The 18833-nt window shown below is 65.9% G+C and carries 14 protein-coding genes; 7 read left to right on the plus strand and 7 right to left on the minus strand.

The features are described from left to right. Nucleotides 1-52: 52 nt before the first annotated feature. Entirely contained in the window at nt 53-1978 is a 1926-nt protein-coding gene (locus F7O44_RS17900) for a TIGR03960 family B12-binding radical SAM protein (protein ID WP_162451645.1), read from the plus strand. A 44-nt stretch (nt 1979-2022) separates the two neighbouring features. Here the strand turns inward: F7O44_RS17900 and F7O44_RS17905 are convergent, their stop codons facing one another. After that, nucleotides 2023-2970 carry a phosphotransferase enzyme family protein gene (locus F7O44_RS17905; protein ID WP_162451646.1) on the minus strand — a complete coding sequence of 316 codons (948 nt, stop codon included), beginning with the start codon at nt 2968-2970 and terminating at the stop codon, nt 2023-2025. A gap of 285 nt (nt 2971-3255) precedes the next feature. Here F7O44_RS17905 and F7O44_RS17910 point away from each other — a divergent pair, with 285 nt between their 5' ends. The 4 genes from F7O44_RS17910 to F7O44_RS17925 all read left to right on the plus strand — a co-directional run bounded on the left by F7O44_RS17910 (nt 3256) and on the right by F7O44_RS17925 (nt 9044). Continuing rightward, nucleotides 3256-3411, plus strand: coding sequence for a hypothetical protein (locus F7O44_RS17910; RefSeq protein WP_162451647.1), 156 nt, complete (start codon nt 3256-3258; stop codon nt 3409-3411). Nucleotides 3412-3528: 117 nt separating this feature from the next. Continuing rightward, nucleotides 3529-6522 carry a ribonuclease E/G gene (locus tag F7O44_RS17915; protein ID WP_162451648.1) on the plus strand — a complete coding sequence of 998 codons (2994 nt, stop codon included), beginning with the start codon at nt 3529-3531 and terminating at the stop codon, nt 6520-6522. 254 nt (nt 6523-6776) lie between these two features. Next, the gene (locus F7O44_RS17920; protein ID WP_162451649.1) at nt 6777-8318 is read left to right on the plus strand and encodes an MFS transporter; all 1542 of its coding nucleotides are present in this window, start codon (nt 6777-6779) and stop codon (nt 8316-8318) included. A 129-nt stretch (nt 8319-8447) separates the two neighbouring features. Continuing rightward, nucleotides 8448-9044: a TetR/AcrR family transcriptional regulator gene (locus tag F7O44_RS17925; RefSeq protein WP_162451650.1), complete on the plus strand. Its 597-nt coding sequence runs from the start codon at nt 8448-8450 to the stop codon at nt 9042-9044. 23 nt (nt 9045-9067) lie between these two features. Here the strand turns inward: F7O44_RS17925 and F7O44_RS17930 are convergent, their stop codons facing one another. The 3 genes from F7O44_RS17930 to F7O44_RS17940 form a co-directional block, all read right to left on the minus strand. Beyond that, nucleotides 9068-9922 (minus strand): SRPBCC family protein, encoded by an 855-nt coding sequence (locus F7O44_RS17930; RefSeq protein WP_162451651.1) that lies wholly within the window; start codon nt 9920-9922, stop codon nt 9068-9070. Nucleotides 9923-9924: 2 nt separating this feature from the next. Further along, complete coding sequence (locus tag F7O44_RS17935) at nt 9925-10242, minus strand: ArsR/SmtB family transcription factor (protein ID WP_343073890.1); 318 nt, start codon at nt 10240-10242, stop codon at nt 9925-9927. 136 nt (nt 10243-10378) lie between these two features. Continuing rightward, nucleotides 10379-10915: a histidine phosphatase family protein gene (locus F7O44_RS17940; RefSeq protein WP_162451652.1), complete on the minus strand. Its 537-nt coding sequence runs from the start codon at nt 10913-10915 to the stop codon at nt 10379-10381. Nucleotides 10916-11022: 107 nt separating this feature from the next. Here F7O44_RS17940 and F7O44_RS17945 point away from each other — a divergent pair, with 107 nt between their 5' ends. Further along, a complete protein-coding gene (locus F7O44_RS17945; RefSeq protein ID WP_162451653.1) occupies nt 11023-11958 on the plus strand; it encodes an RpnC/YadD family protein in 936 nt (311 codons plus the stop codon). A gap of 46 nt (nt 11959-12004) precedes the next feature. On the opposite strand, the gene hrpA is transcribed toward F7O44_RS17945, so the two are convergent. Then, nucleotides 12005-15976: an ATP-dependent RNA helicase HrpA gene (gene hrpA, locus F7O44_RS17950; protein WP_162451654.1), complete on the minus strand. Its 3972-nt coding sequence runs from the start codon at nt 15974-15976 to the stop codon at nt 12005-12007. A 28-nt stretch (nt 15977-16004) separates the two neighbouring features. After that, on the minus strand, nt 16005-16637 hold the full coding sequence (locus F7O44_RS17955) for a TetR/AcrR family transcriptional regulator (protein WP_162451655.1): 633 nt from the start codon (nt 16635-16637) through the stop codon (nt 16005-16007). Nucleotides 16638-16723: 86 nt separating this feature from the next. Here F7O44_RS17955 and F7O44_RS17960 point away from each other — a divergent pair, with 86 nt between their 5' ends. After that, a complete protein-coding gene (locus tag F7O44_RS17960) occupies nt 16724-17884 on the plus strand; it encodes an FAD-dependent monooxygenase (RefSeq protein ID WP_174255956.1) in 1161 nt (386 codons plus the stop codon). Nucleotides 17885-17928: 44 nt separating this feature from the next. Here the strand turns inward: F7O44_RS17960 and F7O44_RS17965 are convergent, their stop codons facing one another. Continuing rightward, nucleotides 17929-18807 carry a methyltransferase domain-containing protein gene (locus F7O44_RS17965; RefSeq protein WP_162451656.1) on the minus strand — a complete coding sequence of 293 codons (879 nt, stop codon included), beginning with the start codon at nt 18805-18807 and terminating at the stop codon, nt 17929-17931. Nucleotides 18808-18833 lie beyond the last annotated feature (26 nt).

Consider the following 18833-nt stretch of genomic DNA (forward strand, 5'->3'; position numbering starts at 1 on the left):
GGATTCACGTAGACTCGATAGCCGTCCCCTGGTCATCTGGAGTAACACGATCATGCCCATCGAGTCGTTGTTTCCGAAGCTGGAGCCGTTGCTGCCGTTGGTGAGCAAGCCGATCCAATACGTCGGGGGCGAGCTCAACGCCGTGGTGAAGCCGTGGGACGAGGCCCAGGTGCGCTGGGCACTGATGTATCCGGACGCCTACGAAGTGGGATTGCCGAATCAGGGTGTTCAGATCCTCTATGAGGTGCTGAACGAACGCGAGGGCGTTCTGGCCGAGCGGACGTACTCGGTCTGGCCGGACCTCGAGGCGCTGATGCGCGAGCACGGCATCGGTCAGTTCACCGTCGACTCACATCGTCCCGTCGGCGCGTTCGACCTGCTCGGTGTATCTTTCGCCACCGAGCTCGGCTATACCAACCTGCTCACGGCGCTGGACCTGGCCGGCATTCCGCTGGACGCGGCGGAGCGGGACGAACGTCATCCGGTGGTGATCGCCGGCGGGCACGCCGCGTTCAACCCGGAGCCGATCGCCGACTTCCTCGACGCCGCTGTGCTCGGCGACGGGGAAGAAGTGGTGCTCGCCATCACCGAGGTGGTGCGGGAATGGAAGTCGGAGGGAAGCCCCGGCGGCCGGGACGAGCTCCTGTTGCGCCTGGCTGCCAGTGGCGGAGTGTACGTGCCCAAGTTCTACGACGTGGACTACCTGGACGATGGCCGGATCAAGCAGGTGGTTCCCAACCGTCCCGGCGTGCCGGAGCGGGTGCACAAACACACGGTCATGGATCTCGACAGCTGGCCGTACCCCAAGAACCCACTGGTCCCGATGGCCGAGACCGTCCACGAGCGCTACAGCGTGGAGATTTTCCGGGGCTGTACCCGAGGGTGCCGGTTCTGCCAGGCCGGCATGATCACTCGCCCGGTGCGTGAGCGCTCGATCACCACCGTGGGTGACATGGTCAAGACCGGTGTCGAGAGATCCGGCTTCGAGGAAGTCGGCCTGCTGTCTTTGTCCAGCGCCGACCACAGTGAGATCGGCGACATCGCCAAAGGGCTCGCGGACCGCTATGAAGGCACCAACACCTCGTTGTCGCTGCCGTCCACCCGCGTCGACGCCTTCAACGTGACGCTGGCCGACGAACTCTCGCGTAACGGCCGCCGTTCCGGGTTGACCTTCGCTCCCGAAGGCGGCACGGACCGGATGCGGCGAGTCATCAACAAGATGGTCGACGAAGACGATCTCATCCAGACCGTGGCCACCGCTTACGGCAGTGGATGGCGCCAGGTCAAGCTGTACTTCATGTGCGGTCTGCCGACCGAGACCGACGACGATGTCCTGGCCATAGGTGACCTCGCGAAGCGGGTCATCGACAAGGGACGCGAGGTGTCCGGCCGCCGCGACATCCGCTGTACCGTTTCGATCGGCGGTTTCGTGCCGAAGCCGCACACGCCGTTTCAATGGGCGGCCCAGGCTGATCATGAGGTCGTGGACGCGAGGCTGCACAAGTTGCGGGACTCGATCCGTTCGGACCGCAGCTACGCCAAGGCGATCGGCCTTCGTTACCACGAGGGCAAGCCGAGCATGATCGAAGGCCTGCTCTCGCGTGGCGATCGCCGAGTCGGCCGGGTCATCCGCTCGGTGTGGGAGAACGGTGGCCGATTCGACGGCTGGAGTGAGCACTTCTCGTACAGCCACTGGACCGAACGCACGGAGTCGGCCTTAGCCGATGAGCCGGTCGACCTCGCGTGGTACACGACCCGTGAACGCGAACGCGACGAGGTTCTGCCCTGGGACCACCTCGATGCCGGCCTGGACCGGGAATGGCTGTGGGAAGACTGGCAGGACGCCGTCGAAGGGATCGAGGTCGACGACTGCCGCTGGACGCCGTGCTACGACTGCGGTGTCTGCCCGCAGATGGGCACCGAGATCCAGACCGGACCAACCGGAGCGAAGCTTCTGCCTCTGACGGTGGTCTCATGATCATCGGCACTTGACCACCGAATCCGGTGGCTAAGTGCCAATGATCATGGGACGTCCCGCGCGGGGAGCGGGAACCGTGCGGGTTCGGCGGCTGCCAGGTCGAGTAAGAACGCGCGCTCGTGCGGATCCTCCCAGTCGTCGGACTCGATCAGGGTCCAGACGCTCTCTTCGCTGAGCACGTATTCGACCACCAAGGGCCACAGATCACGCTCGGCGTCGGTCAAGCTCACGTGTGTGCTGTAGCCGGCAACGAAGGCGCTCCACTCCTCGGTGGTGAACAACCAGCCGGGACCAGGGGGGTGCTCGGTGTGGAACTGTAGCGCGGCGAAAGCCAGGTCGAACAAGCGAGGACCAAAATCGGCGTTGTCCGGGTCGATCAACACCGGACCGTCGGCACCGTAGATCAGATTGTTCGCCTTGTAGTCGGTGATGATGGCCGATTCCGGGAGGCCGGCTTCGCGGATCACCGGCAGGATCTCCTGGGGGAAGCGGTTGACCAGGTCGCCGAGCCGCCGCGCCGCGGCCGGTGCGTGCGGCGCTACGATCTTGCGCAGTGCTTCCTGGTCTTCTGCGACGGACTCGGCATCCGGGTCCGGCCAGGAGAACGGTGGCGGCGTCAGCTCGGTTGTCGCCGAGTGGAGCTGCCCCAGCAGTTCTCCGGCGGCACTGATCTGATCAGGGCTCGCGGTGTAAACGGTACCCACGATGAATGGATACGCGACCCAGTGTTCGTCCTGGATCAGGGCTGGGTTGGTCTTGTTCAGCTCCAGCGGCGCGACGACCGAAACTCCGCGCTCGACTGCTTGCCGAGTCCAGCCGGCGATGGCCTGGGCAGCATCGGACGAGCGGCGGGTACGTTTGATCACGGCGTCGTATTCGTCTACCCGGCATGGGAATACCGGCGCATATGGATAAACCGAGGTTGTGGGCACGTCGCGGGCCTGGAAATAGTCGAAGACATTCCGATGATCAGCTGCCGTTTCGGAAGCCATGATGCCCCCTTCTTGATCGCGCGGCGAGTTTCACCTTCGTACCGTAGCGGGACAGGTTTCGCCGCGGAATTCAGCCCGCGGGCGCAAAGGCCGGGCGCATGCGATCACGGCTCCGCTACCTGCGGGATTGCCGCAGCTCTAGGGTCTGGCTGGGAATGCGCGTGGCGGAGTGGCGGGGCCACCGGGAGTCGTCATCCACGGGTTTGCCCGATCGTGTGCGATACTCGTTTTAGTCGATCAGGGATTGCTGATTGATCGGACGACGTTCTTGCCGACGTCCTTCGTGTGGGTAGTTTGTTCGCGAACAACCCGGACGTTGAGGTGATCGGCACGGCGGCGCTGATGCCAGTGTTCAGCCGCGAGGCGGACCGGACCAGGTCAGCCGGGCGCGGCGGCACCCAGGCACGGCCGTTGACGCGATACGCCGGAGGGCGTCGTTGACCACAGGCTTTCGCCGGTGCTAAGTGCCGGCGCACGAACTAAGCCTGGGCGTTGGGAGCTGCGCACCGTATGTGTCGGTGTCGCGCCGGGCGCCCCGGCTGACGGGAGTACACGTACATGCAAGAGGAACACACAGGTTCGGCCGACGAGTCGGTTGAACCGGCGCAGGCTGCCCCGCGAACGTCGAGAAAACGGACAGTCCGCCGGGCCGCTGGTCCGCCTGTCGACGGCGGCCCCGCGGATTCCACCGACGAAGGCAGCGCGCCGTCGGTTGAAGCGCCCGCTGGCGTTGCCGGTGCGGAGGTTTCGCCTGCCCCGATTGCCAAGAAGGCTGCTGCGAAGAAGGCCACGGCGAGGAAGACCGCCGCCAAGAAAACAGCTGCCAAGAAGACAGCTGCCAAGAAGACTGCCGCCAAGAAGAGCACCGCCGGCAAGGGCGTTGCCGAGAAGGCGGCGACAGCTGGTTCCGATGACGCCACCTCTGCCGAGCCGCTGCCTGCCGGCGCGCCGGTGCAGCCCGCCGCCACCGTGGGGGACGCCGAGCCGGTCGATGCGCTACTCACTGGTGACCTACCTGGGAGCACCGGCGGCGAAGCCCCAGAAGCCGAGGAGAAGAAGCCGAGGAAGCGGACCACCCGGTCCCGGAAGAAAGCCGCGAGCACAGAAGCGTCGCCCGCGGCTGAGCCGGTGGCCGGGGCCGAGACCAGTCCTCAAGCCGATGAGCAGCCTGAAGAACGCGAGCAGGTTGGGTCCAGCGTTCTGTTCCAGCCGCCCGCCTTCGATGCTACGCCGCTGTTCGCACCGCCGGCGGTTGCCGAGCCGGAGCCGGTCCGTGCCACCAAGGCAGATGGCAGCGCTACCGCCGCCGCCGGCTCGGTCGAGACTCAGCCGGTGAGTGACGCCGACGAGGAGGACACCGAAGACGGCTCGGGCGAGGGTGAGGATGAGTCGAGCCCGCGACGGCGCCGTCGGCGTGGTGGTCGCGGTCGGCGCAAGAAGGCTGAAGGCGGCATCGACGACGGCGAATCCGGTGAGGACACCGAAACCGGCGACGGCCCCGCGCAGTCACGGGACGAATCCGGTGAGTCCGACGACGCCACCGCTGACGCGGAGTCTGACGACACGGAGTCCGGTGACGCTGAATCCGGTGAGGGGAGCAGCCGCCGGCGTCGCCGCCGGCGTCGTCGCAAGGGCGATACGGAGGGCGACGACCAGCGACCCGATGATCCCGCGAAGACGGTGGTCAAGGTCAGGGATGCGCGCGACTCCGAAGACGAGGTCACCTCGGTCAAGGGGTCGACCCGGCTGGAGGCGAAGAAGCAACGCCGCCGCGAAGGCCGGGAAGCCGGCCGGAGGCGCCCGCCCATTCTCACCGAGTCCGAGTTCCTTGCTCGCCGTGAGGCAGTCGATCGGGTCATGGCGGTGCGCCAGGACGGAGACTTCACCCAGATCGCGGTCCTCGAGGACAACGTGCTGGTCGAGCACTACGTGAGCAGGTCGTCGCAGCAATCGATGATCGGCAACGTGTACCTCGGCCGGGTGCAGAACGTGCTACCGGCGATGGAAGCCGCCTTCATCGACGTCGGCCGGGGCCGTAACGCCGTCGTCTACGCCGGCGAAGTCGACTGGGCAGGGCTGGGCCACACCGATGGACCCAAACGGATCGAGGATGTCCTCAAGTCCGGACAGACAGCGCTGGTGCAGGTCACCAAAGATCCGGTGGGCCACAAGGGGGCCCGGCTGACCGGCCAGATCAGCCTGCCCGGCCGCTATGTGGTGTACGTGCCGAGCGGCTCGATGAGCGGCATCAGCCGCAAGCTTCCGGACAACGAGCGCAATCGGCTGAAGAAGATCTTGCGCAAGGTCGTTCCGGAAGACGCCGGTGTGATCGTGCGCACGGCCGCCGAAGGTGCCTCCGAGGAAGAACTCACCAACGACGTCGCCAGACTTCAGGCCGAGTGGGAAGCGATCCAGAAGAAGGCGTCCGGCAGCGCGCCTGCTTTGCTGCACGGCGAGCCCGACCTGGCTATCAAGGTCGTCCGTGACCTGTTCAACGAAGACTTCACCAAGTTGGTGGTCTCCGGCCAGCAGGCTTGGGACGCCATCGAGGAATACGTCAACGGCGTGGCTTCCAGTCTGAGCGACCGCGTGGAGAGATGGGCCGGCAAGGACGACCTGTTCTCCGCGTTGCGCATCGACGAGCAGATCACCAAGGCGCTCGACCGGAAGGTCTGGTTGCCGAGCGGTGGATCGCTGGTCATCGACCGGACCGAAGCGATGACGGTCATCGACGTCAACACCGGGAAGTTCACCGGCTCTGGGGGCAACCTCGAAGAGACGGTGACCAAGAACAACCTGGAGGCGGCCGAAGAGATCGTCCGCCAGTTGCGGCTGCGTGACATCGGCGGCATCATCGTCGTCGACTTCATCGACATGGTGCTGGAGTCCAACCGCGACCTGGTCTTGCGTCGCCTGGTGGAGTGCCTGGGCCGCGATCGCACCAAGCACCAGGTGGCCGAGGTGACGTCGTTGGGTCTTGTGCAGATGACCAGGAAGCGGATCGGCACCGGTCTGCTCGAGGCGTTCAGCGAGCCGTGCCAGCAGTGCAAGGGGCGTGGGGTCGTCGTCCACACACATCCGGGCGAGCCGGCCAAACCGCCGAGCGTCGCCGACGAGCCGTCGGGCCGCTCGGACCGGCGGGGACGCAGGCGTAAGTCTGAACAGCCGGCCGAGAAACCCGAAGCTGCGCTGTCGCCGAAACTCGAGGCGCTGGCGGATCCGGGGGAGGCGTCGCCGGCTGACCTGATCCCCGTCGCGGCCCGTGGCGAGACCAACGGAGACTCCGCACCCGCCGAGCGGACCGGCGCGGATACCCAGGCATCGTCCGGGGCTGCCCCAGCCGCCGACTCGAGCCAGGCCGGTCCTGTGAACGGTACGGATGCCCGACACGAGGCGGTTTCTGGTGGCGCCGGCGGAGCGGAGCAGCCCGCTTCGGAGCCAGGTTCGCCAGAAGCGTCCGCCGACGACACCAAACCGCGTACCCGTCGCGGTCGCAGGCGTGCCCAGCGCCCAGCAGGCAGCCCCGACGAGCACGTGACCGCCTCGGCGTAGCTGCCCAGGCACACTCCTCAGTCGTACGACCCATAGTCAGCGGGGATCCGCGCTCACGTCAGCGCGGATCCCCGCTGACGTTTCTGGCTTCAGGCGTCTCACGTCGACGATCAGTGCCCATGAGATGTGGCTGAGGTCACAGGTTGTATCCGGCCTCCTCATTAGTTGGACGATGGTACAAATAGAACTATCGTCCAACTTAAGTGTCTCCGGCTGAACGAGACGGAGACACCGCCGGGAAATGGGGAGCATCGATGAGCGCACTGGCCGTCCAGAAGGCCACCGGTAGGCAATGGGCCGGCCTTGCGGTTCTAGCCCTGCCGACCGCTCTGCTGGGGCTCGACGTCACGGTCTTGTATCTGGCATTGCCGCATCTGGCCGCCGACCTGCAGCCGAGCAGTACCCAGACGTTGTGGATCATGGACGCGTACGGCTTCCTGATTGCCGGCTTCCTCATCACGATGGGTACGGTCGGTGACCGGATCGGCCGCCGGAAGTTGCTGATGATCGGCGCCGTCGCCTTTGGGGTCGCCTCGGTGCTGGCTGCCTACGCCACCAGCGCGGAGATGCTGATCCTCGCACGTGCGGCTTTGGGTGTAGCCGGGGCGACGCTGATGCCTTCGACCCTGGCACTGATCAGCAACATGTTCGCCGACCTGCGCCAGCGTGCGCTGGCCATCGGGGTCTGGGCGACGATGTTCGCGCTGGGAATGGCCGTCGGGCCGCTGGTAGGTGGCGTGCTGCTCGAACACTTCTGGTGGGGTTCGGTGTTCTTGGTCGCCGTCCCCGTTGTCGCGCTCCTGCTGGTGGTGGCGCCGGTGCTGCTGCCGGAGTATCGGGCCCCACAGCCAGGGCCCGTCGATCTGATGAGCGTCGCGTTGTCGCTCTTCGCGATTCTGGCCGTGGTCTACGGGCTGAAAGAATTCGCGAAGAACGGGCTGGAGCCGGAGCCGATACTGGCGATGGCGGCCGGGGCCGGCGCGGCGGTGTTCTTCGTCCGCCGCCAGCGGCAGCTAGTGAGCCCGCTGCTGGATGTGCGGTTGTTCGCCAGCCGCACCTTCAGTGTCGCGCTCGCGGTCCTGCTCGTGGGGCTGGTCGGGGTGGGCGGTGTAATGCTTCTCGTCACGCAGTACCTGCAGCTGGTAGAGGGGCTGGAACCGCTGGTGGCCGGCGCATGGATGGGGCCTCCGGCGTTGATGATGCTCGTGGCGGCGATCTCGGCGCCGTTGATCGCCCGGCGGATCCGACCCGGATACGTGGTCGCCATCACGTTGGCGCTCTCGACCATCGGCTATCTGATGCTGACGCAGCTGGACAGCACACCCGGAATCGCGCTGGTGGTGATCGGATTCTCGCTGGTGTATCTGGGGCTCGGGGCGATCGCGGCGCTCGGCACCGATCTGGTGGTGGGCGCGGCACCGCCCGAAAGAGCCGGATCCGCTGCGGCGATGTCGGAAACCGTCCAGGAACTCGGGATCGCGGTCGGCGTGGCCACGCTAGGGAGCCTGGCCACCGCGATCTATCGTGGCCGGATAGATGGCAACGTCCCGGTTTCCGTGCCGGAGGCGGCGGCCTACGCCGCCGGCGACAGCTTGCCGGGTGCCCTGGCGGTCGCGGACCAATTGCCTACAGACCTGGTGGCGCAGGCGAAAGACGCGTTTGCCTCCGGGATGAACGTCGTGGCCGCGGTCGGCGCGATCGGCATCACCGCGCTCGCGATCCTGGCTGCGGTGATGCTGAGGCATATCGGAACGATCGGTAGTGGCCAGATCGACGACGACGAAGTGCGCCTCTGACAAGAGCGCGGCACCACTTCGATACCGTGAGGTGGTTTCTGGGGCTCCTGAACGAGCTTTGCGCCACCTCACGGTATTGAAGTGGCCCGCCGGTGGCGCAGTCCCACGTTCGGATAGGAGAATCTCCCTGTGGCGGAGCGCGCGGCGCGGCAAAAGCACCAGGCAATCACCGATGGGCGGCGAGCCCGCGGTGAGCGCCGCCGCGCCGAGATCATCGACGCGACGCTCCGGGTGGTGGAGCGCGACGGAGCGGCCGGAGTGACACACCGCACGGTCGCCCGTGAGGCGGACGTGCCGACCAGCCTGACGACCTACTACTTCGCCACCCTGGACGACTTGCTCGTCGCGGCGTTGACCGCCGTTGCCGAGGAGTATGTTGGACAGCTCGGAGCCATCATTGAGCAGGGCCGGGATGAGATCGGCGGGCTTGCCGAGGTCATCGCCGCGGCGGCCGGACCCGGTCGCCGGCGTGCGCTCGCGGAGCGGGAACTCTCGACCTTGGCGGCACGGCGCCCAGCGCTACGCCCGATCGCCAGGCTCTGGCGGGAGACGGTCGCGGACATCGCACGGCGGCACACCACCGATCCGCTGGCCGTTGATGCGATGGTGGCTGCCGCCGACGGCATGTGCACAGCCATCCTGCTGGAAGGGGAGCGCCCGGACGTGGTCAAGGTGCGGGCGGTGCTGCTTCGGGCGTTGGGAATCCAAGACCCGAGCAGGCTCTAGGCCATTCCTGGCCCGAGCGAGTGTCAGGGCGTTATCTGGCGTAGTTTCTCGGCGAGATCTTGAATGGGTCGCTGCCACGCCTCAAGTGCCAGGGACTGCTGGCCGGACGCCGCTGTGCTGCCCGTCTGAACGATCACCAGGCGCGCGCCGTGCCCAGTCCCTCGATCGTCCGACAGTTCCCACCGCACCGAGCCCGCGGGACGGTCCTCCAGCAGCCATTGGTATTCGAGTCGCGAGGGTGCTTCGACGTGTGTCACGGGACCGGCTGTCACCGAGGGAGTGCTGAGTGCTTGGGGTGCGGGATCGCCGAGTTCCGGTGTGCGTGGTGCCAGGACGGCCCATGCCTGGGCGGCAGGCGCGGTCAATTGCCGTTCGAACCGGACCCGCCAGCCGTCGGCCGTCTGCTCGAGGATGCCTTCATCCAGCCCGAAAGTTTCCACGAAGGCGTCATGGAGCTCGGCGGACGGCCGTTCGTGCTCAACTGGCTTGCCGTCGAGCAGCAGCTCCATCGCCACGAGGCATTGCTGCCAGCCGGAGGCGAAGCTGGCCGCGCCCGCGTGGTCGTCGAAGGTGTGAGTGAACATAAGCTTGCAGCCGTGCTCGTCCGGGCGAAGTTCCCATCGTAGAAGCTCGCCATGCCAGGAGAACTCGACCACGTGTGGTGGTTCGACGGTGTTGATCAACATTTCGTCGCCGTATTCGAGCTGGACGGTGCCGCCCGCCCTCAGGTCAACCGTGGTGGCCGTGGCGGGGAACCACTGGCTGAGCTCTTTCGGATCTGTCAACGCCCGCCAGACCTTCGTGGGCGGGTGCGAGAGGTGGCGTTCGATCCGCAGCACCGTGCGGCCGTCAGCGTTCTTGTTCAGGGTTTCGGTCATGATCACGTGTCCTCAGGTTCGTCAGGCATGGTCTCGAGGTGCTGTTCGAGGGCGTCGATGCGAGAGGCCCACAACCACCGGTACGGCGTCAGCCACTCGTCCATCTGCCGGAGTGGCTCGGGCTCGAGTTCGTACCAGCGGCGCTGGGCATCGCGCCGGACCCGCACGAGCCCGGCGTCTCGTAGGACCCGTAGGTGTTTGGACGTGCCGGGCTGGCTCAGGTTGAGTTCCTCGGTCAGTTCCCCTACGAGGCGTGGGCGTTCCAGCAACAGATCGAGGATCTGCCGCCGGACTGGTTCGGCAAGCACATCGAACGGCACCCACCTAATATGCCATCACAGTTATATACTGTCAATGGCATGTAACCAGTAATCTGGGCTCAAGTGGGGTTGAGCCGCGGTCCAGCGGCGTCGGCGGTGGCGGCGAGAACCAGCGACGAGGGAGCCATGGGTAGGTTCAGGACGCTGTGAAGTGCCAACCCGGCTGCCAGGTGAAGGGGGAATCAACCAGCTCGTTCAGGTCGACGCCCGTAAGTAGCGCCTGAAACGCCCATCGATTGGCCGAGTGGGCGATAATGACGACGCGGCTGCCGTTCCAGGCCCGGACCAGGTCAGCCAGGAAGTCGCGCGTACGGTCGACGACGTCCAGATAGCTCTCGCCTTCCGGGAACGGCTGCTCGATCCGGTGCTTGCGCTCCGCGGCCAAACGGGCTACGGGCATGCCGTTGAGCTCTCCGTAGTTGCATTCGCGCAACCGAACGTCCTGGTAGACGGGAATGTCCGTGTCGCCGAAGGCGATGGCGGCCGTTTCAACGGCGCGCCGCAGGTCGGAGACGAACACAGCAGCCAGACCGTCGTTCCGGCGGCGTTCACCAAGTTCAGCTGCCACCTGCCGGCCGGTCGCCGACAGCTCTCCAGGCAGCCATCCGGTTGCAACGCCGGCCTCGTTGTCGGTGCTGGTGGAGTGCGTCTCGTAGATCAACTCGACCGCCATCGTCGTACGATAACCGATGCCTGACCGGGAACGAGTCTGTCGTTATCACGGTGTGCCTGTGGAAGGCCAGCTGCAATCCACAGGCACGTCAGGACAGCATCACTGGTATGCCGTCGAACCTGCACGAAGGACTGATCGAGATCTTCCGATCTCGTCCTTCTCTAGTCGCGGAGCTGTTGGCCGGGCCGCTGAAGACACCCATCCCGGCTCACGACCAGGTCCGTCTGAGCTCGGGTGATCTGCCCGACCTCACACCGACCGAGTACCGCGCCGACGGTGTCGTGACGCTGACGGCGAGTACCGGTGCGCCGGTATTGGCTGTGGTCGTGGAGGTCCAGTTGCGAAAAGACCTGCGAAAACGCTGGACGTGGCCCGTCTATCTCGCGACGTTGCGTGCCAGGCTCTCATGCCCGGCAGTTCTACTGGTGGTCTGCGCGGACGCGGCTACGGCGCAGTGGTGCGCAGAACCAGTAGAACTCGGCCACCCTGGCTGGGTACTGCAGCCCTTGGTGCTTGCGCCGAGCCAGGTGCCGGTCGTCACGGATCCTGAACAGGCGCGACGGTGTCCGGAGCTGGTGGTGTTGTCGGCGATCGCGCATGGATCGCGGCCGCGACACAGAAAGGTGCTCGATGCACTGGTACACGCGTTCGACAGTGTCGACTTCGACCACGCCACTCAGTATTCTGATCTCGTGTTCGGCGCATTACCTGCGGCGGCACGACGTTACGTGGAGGGCTTGATGGCCACAGAGACTTACGAGGTTCAGAGCGAGTTTCTGCGCCGCTGGCGAGACAAAGGACTCTCGGAAGGGCGCACCCAGGGTCTCGCGGAAGGGCGTGCGGAAGGGCGTGCGGAAGGGCGTGCGGAAGGGCGTGCGGAAGGTGAAGCCAGGGCGCTGCTGACACTGCTTGTCGCGCGTGGCTTCGAGGTGTCCGACGCCACGCGCCGGCGTATAACCCAGTGCACAGACATCGACCAGCTTGACGACTGGATCCGCCGTGCAGCCACCGCAGATTCGGTTGACGAACTATTCGCTGAGTGAACAATGATCGGCCGTGCCCACCAAAGGCCAGTAGGTTTGGGGCATGTCAGCGCAGGTCGCTGATGGCGCGCAAGACGCGCTTTTCTGACACCGGATGGGCGGTGCCGAGTTCTTGGGCGAACAGGCTGACCGTGAGCTCCTCGATCATCCAGCGGACCGACTCGTGTGCCTTCGTGGGCATCCGGTCCGGCGGAATCGAGTCCAGCAGGTCGTTGTACGCGTCCTGGACCCGGGCGATGGTGTCCATCTGGTCGAGGTCCCGTTCTGGGCTGGTTGCCATCTTGGCTACCCGGCGCTCTAATGCACGTAAGTAGCGGGACAGGTGCGCGAGCCGGTCGCGCCCCGTCGCGGTCACGAATCCCGGATGAACCAGCTGTTCGAGGTGGTGCCGGGCGTCGGTGACGGAGTCCCGGCTGGCGGTGCCCGGAACCCGGTCCAGCTGTGTGCGCACGCGATGCGCGACGCTCAGAGCGTTCTCGACCTCGTCGACGACGGCGAACACCTGCTCGATCAGCGAGCCCCGGACCCGCTCCCGAAGCCCTTTGAACCCTGCCTCGTCCCATACCGCTCCGCCCGCGTCGGCGATCAGGACGTCGGCGGCGCACTCGGTGCAGTCGATGAGCAGATCAGCCACACTGCCGTCTGGGTTCTGACTGAGTACCAGCTTCGTCTGGTTGGTGAGGTGTCGCTGGACGAACGCGACCGGCGACGGGATACTCAGCAGGAGCAGCCGGCGCACGCCTGCCCAGTGCGCGGTTCGCTGTTCAGCTTCGGTGTGCAGGACTCGGATGGCCGCGCTGTCACCTTGGTCGACCAGCGACGGATAACCGGTGACAGGGTGGCCGCCCCGCACGGTCTCGAAGGTGCGGGGCAGCTCACCGAAGTTCCATTCCCGCAGTCCGGAGCGTTCGATGCTGGCCCCTGCCGCCGAGACGGTCTTGCGCATGTCGGCTTGCAGCTCGCGCTTCAAGATCGCGAGGTCTTTGTTCTCGGCAACCTTGCGGCCATTCTCGTCGACGACGCGGAACGTCACCCTGAGATGGCCGGGGACCCGCTCGAAGTCGAAGTCGCCAGGTGCGACGGGAACCGCCCGCATCCGGGTCAGCTCCCGGGCGAGAGCCGCCGTCAGGTCCGATTCGGAGCTGGAGCGGCCTAGCCTGGCAAGCACCTGCCGGGCGGTATCGGGCGCGGGAACGAACGAGCGGCGGAGCTGTTTGGGCAACGACTTGATCAAAGCCGTGATCAGCTCTTCGCGCATACCCGGTACCTGCCAGTCGAATCCACTGGCATCGACCTGGTTGAGTACCGGAAGCGGCACGTCCACGGTGACGCCGTCAGCCTGGGAACCGGGCTCGAACTGGTATGTCAGCGGTAGCTCGTGCTCGCTGTGGCGCCACGTGTCCGGATAGTCGGCGGCGCTGACGTCGCCGGCTTCGTCGTTGATGAGAAGTTCGGTGGAGAACGTCAGCAGGTCGGGATCTTGCTGGCGAGTCTTCTTCCACCAGCTGTCGAAATGCCGTCCCGAAACGATGCCGGCAGGTATCCGCCCGTCGTAGAACTCGAACAGGGTCTCGTCATCGACCAGGATGTCGCGGCGTCGTGCCCGGTGCTCAAGATCTTCGACATCCTCGAGCAGTTCGCGGTTGTGGTGGAAGAAGTGGTGGCGAGTCTCCCAGTCACCCTCGACGAGTGCATGCCGGATGAACAGTTCGCGGCTCAGGCCGGGATCGATCTTCGCGTATTGCACCTTCCGCGAGGCCACGATGGGGACCCCGTACAGGGTGACCTTCTCGTACGCCATCACCGCGCCGGCCTTCTTCTCCCAGTGCGGTTCGCTGTAGCTGCGTTTGACCAAGTGCTCGGCGAGTGACTCGGCCCATTCGGGATCGATCTGGGCGTTGATCCGGGCCCACAGGCGCGACGTCTCCACGAGCTCGGCGGACATCACCCATCGGGGTGGCTTCTTGAACAGTCCGGAACCCGGAAAGACGCCGAATTTCGTGCCGCGGGCCCCGAGATACTCGTTGCCCTGCCCTTCCTTCACTCCGATGTGGGACAGCAAGCCAGCCAGCAGTGACCGGTGGATCGCTTCCGCTGGGCCGTTCTCGTCGGGCGCGGAGGACGCGCCGGTCTTCTTGGTCCCGCCCGGGGCGTCGGACACGGTGACACCCAGTGGTTTGACCAGGCTGCGGAGCTGAGCGTCGAGATCTTGCCATTCGCGAATGCGGAGGTAGTTGAGGAACTCATTCCGGCACATCTTCCGGAACTGGTTGGAAGACCGGGCGCGTTTCTCGTCGCTCAGGTAGCGCCACAGGTTCAGCAAAGTAGCGAAGTCCGACGTCGGATCCCGGAACCGGGCGTGTTTCTCGTCAGCGGCCTGCTGATGCTCCGCCGGCCGTTCACGCGGATCCTGGATAGACAAGGCGGCCGCGATGATGATCACATCACGGGTGCAGCCGTGCCGGTTGGCCTCGAGGATCATCCGGCCCAGCCGCGGATCGATGGGAAGCTGGGACAGCGTCCGGCCGACATCGGTCAGGCGTTTGCGCGGGTCGCTGGCTTTCGGCTCGAGCGCGCCGAGTTCGTGCAGGAGGTCTACGCCGGCGGAGATGCTGCGGCGGTCCGGCGGGTCGATGAACGGAAAAGCTGCGACGTCGCCTAAACCCAGGGCGGTCATCTGCAGAATGACCGAGGCGAGGTTGGTGCGCAGGATCTCCGGATCGGTGAACGCCGGCCGGGAGTCGAAGTCCTCCTCGGAGTACAGCCGGATGCAGATGCCGTCGGCGACCCGTCCGCACCGTCCGGCTCGCTGCCGGGCGGAGGCCTGTGAGATCGCCTCGATCGGCAACCGCTGCACCTTGGTCCGATGACTGTAGCGGGAGATCCGAGCGGTGCCGGGATCAACGACATAGCGGATGCCGGGAACCGTCAGCGATGTCTCTGCCACATTGGTGGCCAGCACGATCCGCCGGCCACGATGCGGCTGGAAGACACGGTGCTGTTCGGCCGCCGAAAGACGCGCATACAACGGGAGTATCTCGGTCTCCGCGCCGCGATGCCTGGTGTTGTCGAATCGCTTGCGCAGAGCGTCAGCGGCGTCGCGAATCTCGCGTTCGCCGCTGAGGAAGACGAGTACGTCGCCGGGTGGTTCGAGAGCGAGTTCGTCAACTGCTTCGACGATCGCCTGGACCTGATCGCGGGGCTCATCGTCGTCGGAGGCATCACCGGCGTCCGGCACGAGCGGCCGGTAGCGGATCTCGACCGGATATGTGCGCCCGGACACCTCGACGATCGGTGCGCCGTCGAAATGTGCGGCGAAGCGTTCCGGGTCGATGGTGGCCGAGGTGATGATGACCTTGAGGTCGGGCCTGCGGGGGAGCAGCTGTTTGAGGTAGCCGAGGATGAAGTCGATGTTGAGGCTTCGTTCGTGCGCTTCGTCGATGATCAGAGTGTCGTACCGGCGCAATATCCGGTCCTGGCTCAGCTCGGCCAGCAGGATGCCATCGGTCATCAGCTTGACCAGAGTGTCGTCCCCGGCCTTGCGGGTGAAACGCACCTGGTAGCCGACGGCGTCACCGAGTTCGGTCTTCGTCTCTTCGGCGATGCGCTCAGCGACGGTGCGGGCGGCGAGCCGGCGCGGCTGGGTGTGGCCGATGACGCCACGGATGCCGCGGCCCAGCTCCAGACAGATCTTGGGTAACTGAGTGGTCTTTCCCGAGCCTGTCTCGCCGGCGACGATCACCACCTGGTGCTGGCGGATCGCCTCAGCGATATCGTCCTTGCGCTGGCTGACCGGAAGCAGCTCGGGATAGGTGATCGCCGGCACCAAGGCGGCCCGGGCGGCCAGGCGCTTCTCGCCCGCCTCGATCTCGGCGGCGACCTCGGAGAGCGCAGCTGCCTTCGCATCGTCGCGGCGGATCTTGCGGATGCCTTCCAGTCGCCGGCGCAGCCGATGCTCGTCACGGAGGGAGAGCTCGGGCAGCCGGGAGCGCAGATCAGCAGCGGAAGGAGTGGACATACCAGGTCTAGCCTACGGTGCGCCCGGCCTATGGCTCATCTTCTTTATTATTGGCTGCTGTGGCTCGATACGGGCGGTGGCGGGCCGTCTGCTTGTTCTCGGGACCGGACGTCGCCTCGGCAAGAGCGCGAAGACCCGCGGCCACCTCAGCGCCCGAGGGGGCGGTCTCGGGATCGGAAAGCCACTGTGTGAGTACCCCATTGAGTAGGGCCATCTGTACCGCCCCCAGGGTGCGCACGGTGGCGTCGGGCACCTCGCTTTCATCGACGCCGGTGAGCCGCGCAGCGAGCCCGCGCCGCCCTTGTTCCTGCGCCGTCGCGAGGTAACGCTGTAGCTCAGGCGAGCGCTGGGCCTGCATGAGCAGTTCGAAACTGGCGGCGAACAGGGCACGGTTCTCAGCGAACGAGTCCACAACTGCGGCCCACATGTCTTCGGTGTCGCCGGAGCCGGACATGGTGCCCCAGATCTGGTCTCCCCACTCGTCCATGGCCTCGACCAGGGCCGCGTTCAACAGCGCGTCTTTGGATCCGAAGTGGTATCCGATGGCCGCATGACTGATGCCGCCGGCTGCGGCAGCGATGTCGCGGACGGTGGTGCGACCCCATCCTTTCTCCATCAGACAGTGCCTGGCGCCGGCGAGCAGAGCCTCACGGTTTCCCATGACTGGAGATCCTACCCGACCAGTGAGCCATATGGTTTAACCAACTGGTTTGTCCAAATGGACAAATCTGCCGTAGGGTCCTGGCCATGACGAATTTGATGAACCGGCGAGTCCTGATCTCGGGCGCGAGTGTGGCCGGGCTGACCGCCGCCTACTGGTTCCACCAGTACGGATTTCCGGTGACGGTTGTCGAGCGATTCGCTGGCTTGCGTCCCGGCGGCCACGCAATCGACGTGCGCGGAACCGCGCTGGACGTGGCCGAGCGCATGGGTGTCCTGGGCGGTCTGCGCGACGCGAGCACGTCCATGCGGGGGATGTCGATCGTCGATCAGGCCGGCAATGAGCTGTCCCGATCGACGGAGGAGACGCTGTCCGGCGGCGCACTAGGTGGGGCGGACGTGGAGGTGATGAGAGACGATCTCTGCGAGGCGCTTTACGCGACCACGCGCGCGGACGTCGAGTACATCTTCGGTGACGCCGTCGCGGGTATCGAGCTGAACGTTGACGAGGTCCGGGTGACCTTGGAGTCGGGGCCGCCGCGCAGCGTCGACCTGGTCGTGGGTGCCGACGGATTGCATTCCACGGTGCGCCGGCTAGCGTTCGGGCCGGAGTCGAGCTTCCTCCATCACCTCGGCAACTACGTAGGCGTGTTCACGACGCCCAACTTCCTGGATCTGGACTACTGGCAGGTGTGGATGCAGATGGGTGACCGCGGCGGTGTCATCATGAGCGCTCGCGACAATGCCGAAGCGAGGGTGTACTTGGGGTTCGGCTCTGAACAGCTGGACTATGACTACCGTGACATCGGCGTCCAGAAGCGGCTCCTCGCCGACCAGATGGCAGGTGCCGGCTGGGAGGTGCCGCGGATGCTGGAGTTCATGTGGGAAGCGGAGGACTTCCATTTCGACTCGATGAGCCAGATCCGGATGGACAGGTGGTCGTCGGACCGGATCAGTCTGGTGGGAGACGCGGGCTACGCGGGTTCACCTCTGTCCGGGCAGGGCACCAGCGTGGCAATGGTTGGCGCCTACATCCTGGTGGATGAGCTCAACCGAGCCAACGGTGACCACCGTCGGGGCTATGCGGCGTATGAGTCGCGGATGCGGACGTGGGTGGAGCAGAACCAGCAGCTCGCTCTGCTCAGCGGCGAGCGGCACAAGGCGGCGGCCGAGGGGCGCGACCCGGCAAGGGTCGAGGGTCCGGTGCTCGACGACGTCAAATCAGCGATCGCGCTCGGCCACCACTGACGCTAGGGGCGCGGTCGGCCAACCCGGCACCCTGGGCAGAGTTGTCACGCTGGTCGGTGACCGACGTAGACGCTGCGCGCGCTCAGCGAGTACAAGTCGTCGCGCGCGCCCAGCCACGCGGAGTCGTCCTGGTCCAGAATGCGGGCCCACACCTGGATGTCGTCTTCGCCCAGCTCACCGCTGTCCGTGACTCGCTTCACACGATGTGCGAGCTGCGTGAGCAGGCTGGAGAGGTTCGTATCATCCAGGGGCGCCGGTTTGGCGAAGGTGGAGGTATGAGTGGTGACATCGACGAGCCCGGCACGCCGGAGAGCAACCGGCCAGCCGTAGGGCATCCGGACGTGACCCGGCAGGGACTCCCGCATCCGCGCGAACCACCGGTCTTCGGCGCTGTGGAGCCGGATCTCCAGGCCGGGCTGCCCAATGCCGAGGTCCCAAGGTAGATGGCGGCTGGGCAGTCCGCCTTCGGCCAGCGCGAGCCTGCCGCCGGAGGCGAGAAGTCCGGCCAAGGCGTCGATGGCGCCCTGCTGATCGGCGAGGTGGTGGACGGAACCGGAGGCCCAGATGATGTCGGCCTCCGCAGCGGCATCGGCCAGCGTGCTGAGATCGCGTTCGAGGTCGGCCTTCACCAGCCGGATGCGGCCATCACCGAGGCCGGCCTCGGTGATGTTGCTTTGTGCGGCGTCGAGAATGTCGTCGTCGCCGTCCACACCTACGACGCTCGCCTCGGTCGGCAGTGCACGGGTTAGGGCGATGGCCATACCCGCTCCGCCGCAGCCGACATCGATCGCGAGCCGGTCTGACGGACTGACGAGCGCTTCGGCGGTAGCCGCGTACCAAGCGCTGTCGCTGGCGAGTGCGGCGCCGATATGGGCAGCTTCGTCAGCCCAGTTGATCACTACCGATGGATCTTCTGCCGACACTGTTCGTCTCCGGTAGACGCGGTAGG

Source organism: Phytoactinopolyspora mesophila (genome assembly GCF_010122465.1).
Classification (GTDB): domain Bacteria; phylum Actinomycetota; class Actinomycetes; order Jiangellales; family Jiangellaceae; genus Phytoactinopolyspora; species Phytoactinopolyspora mesophila.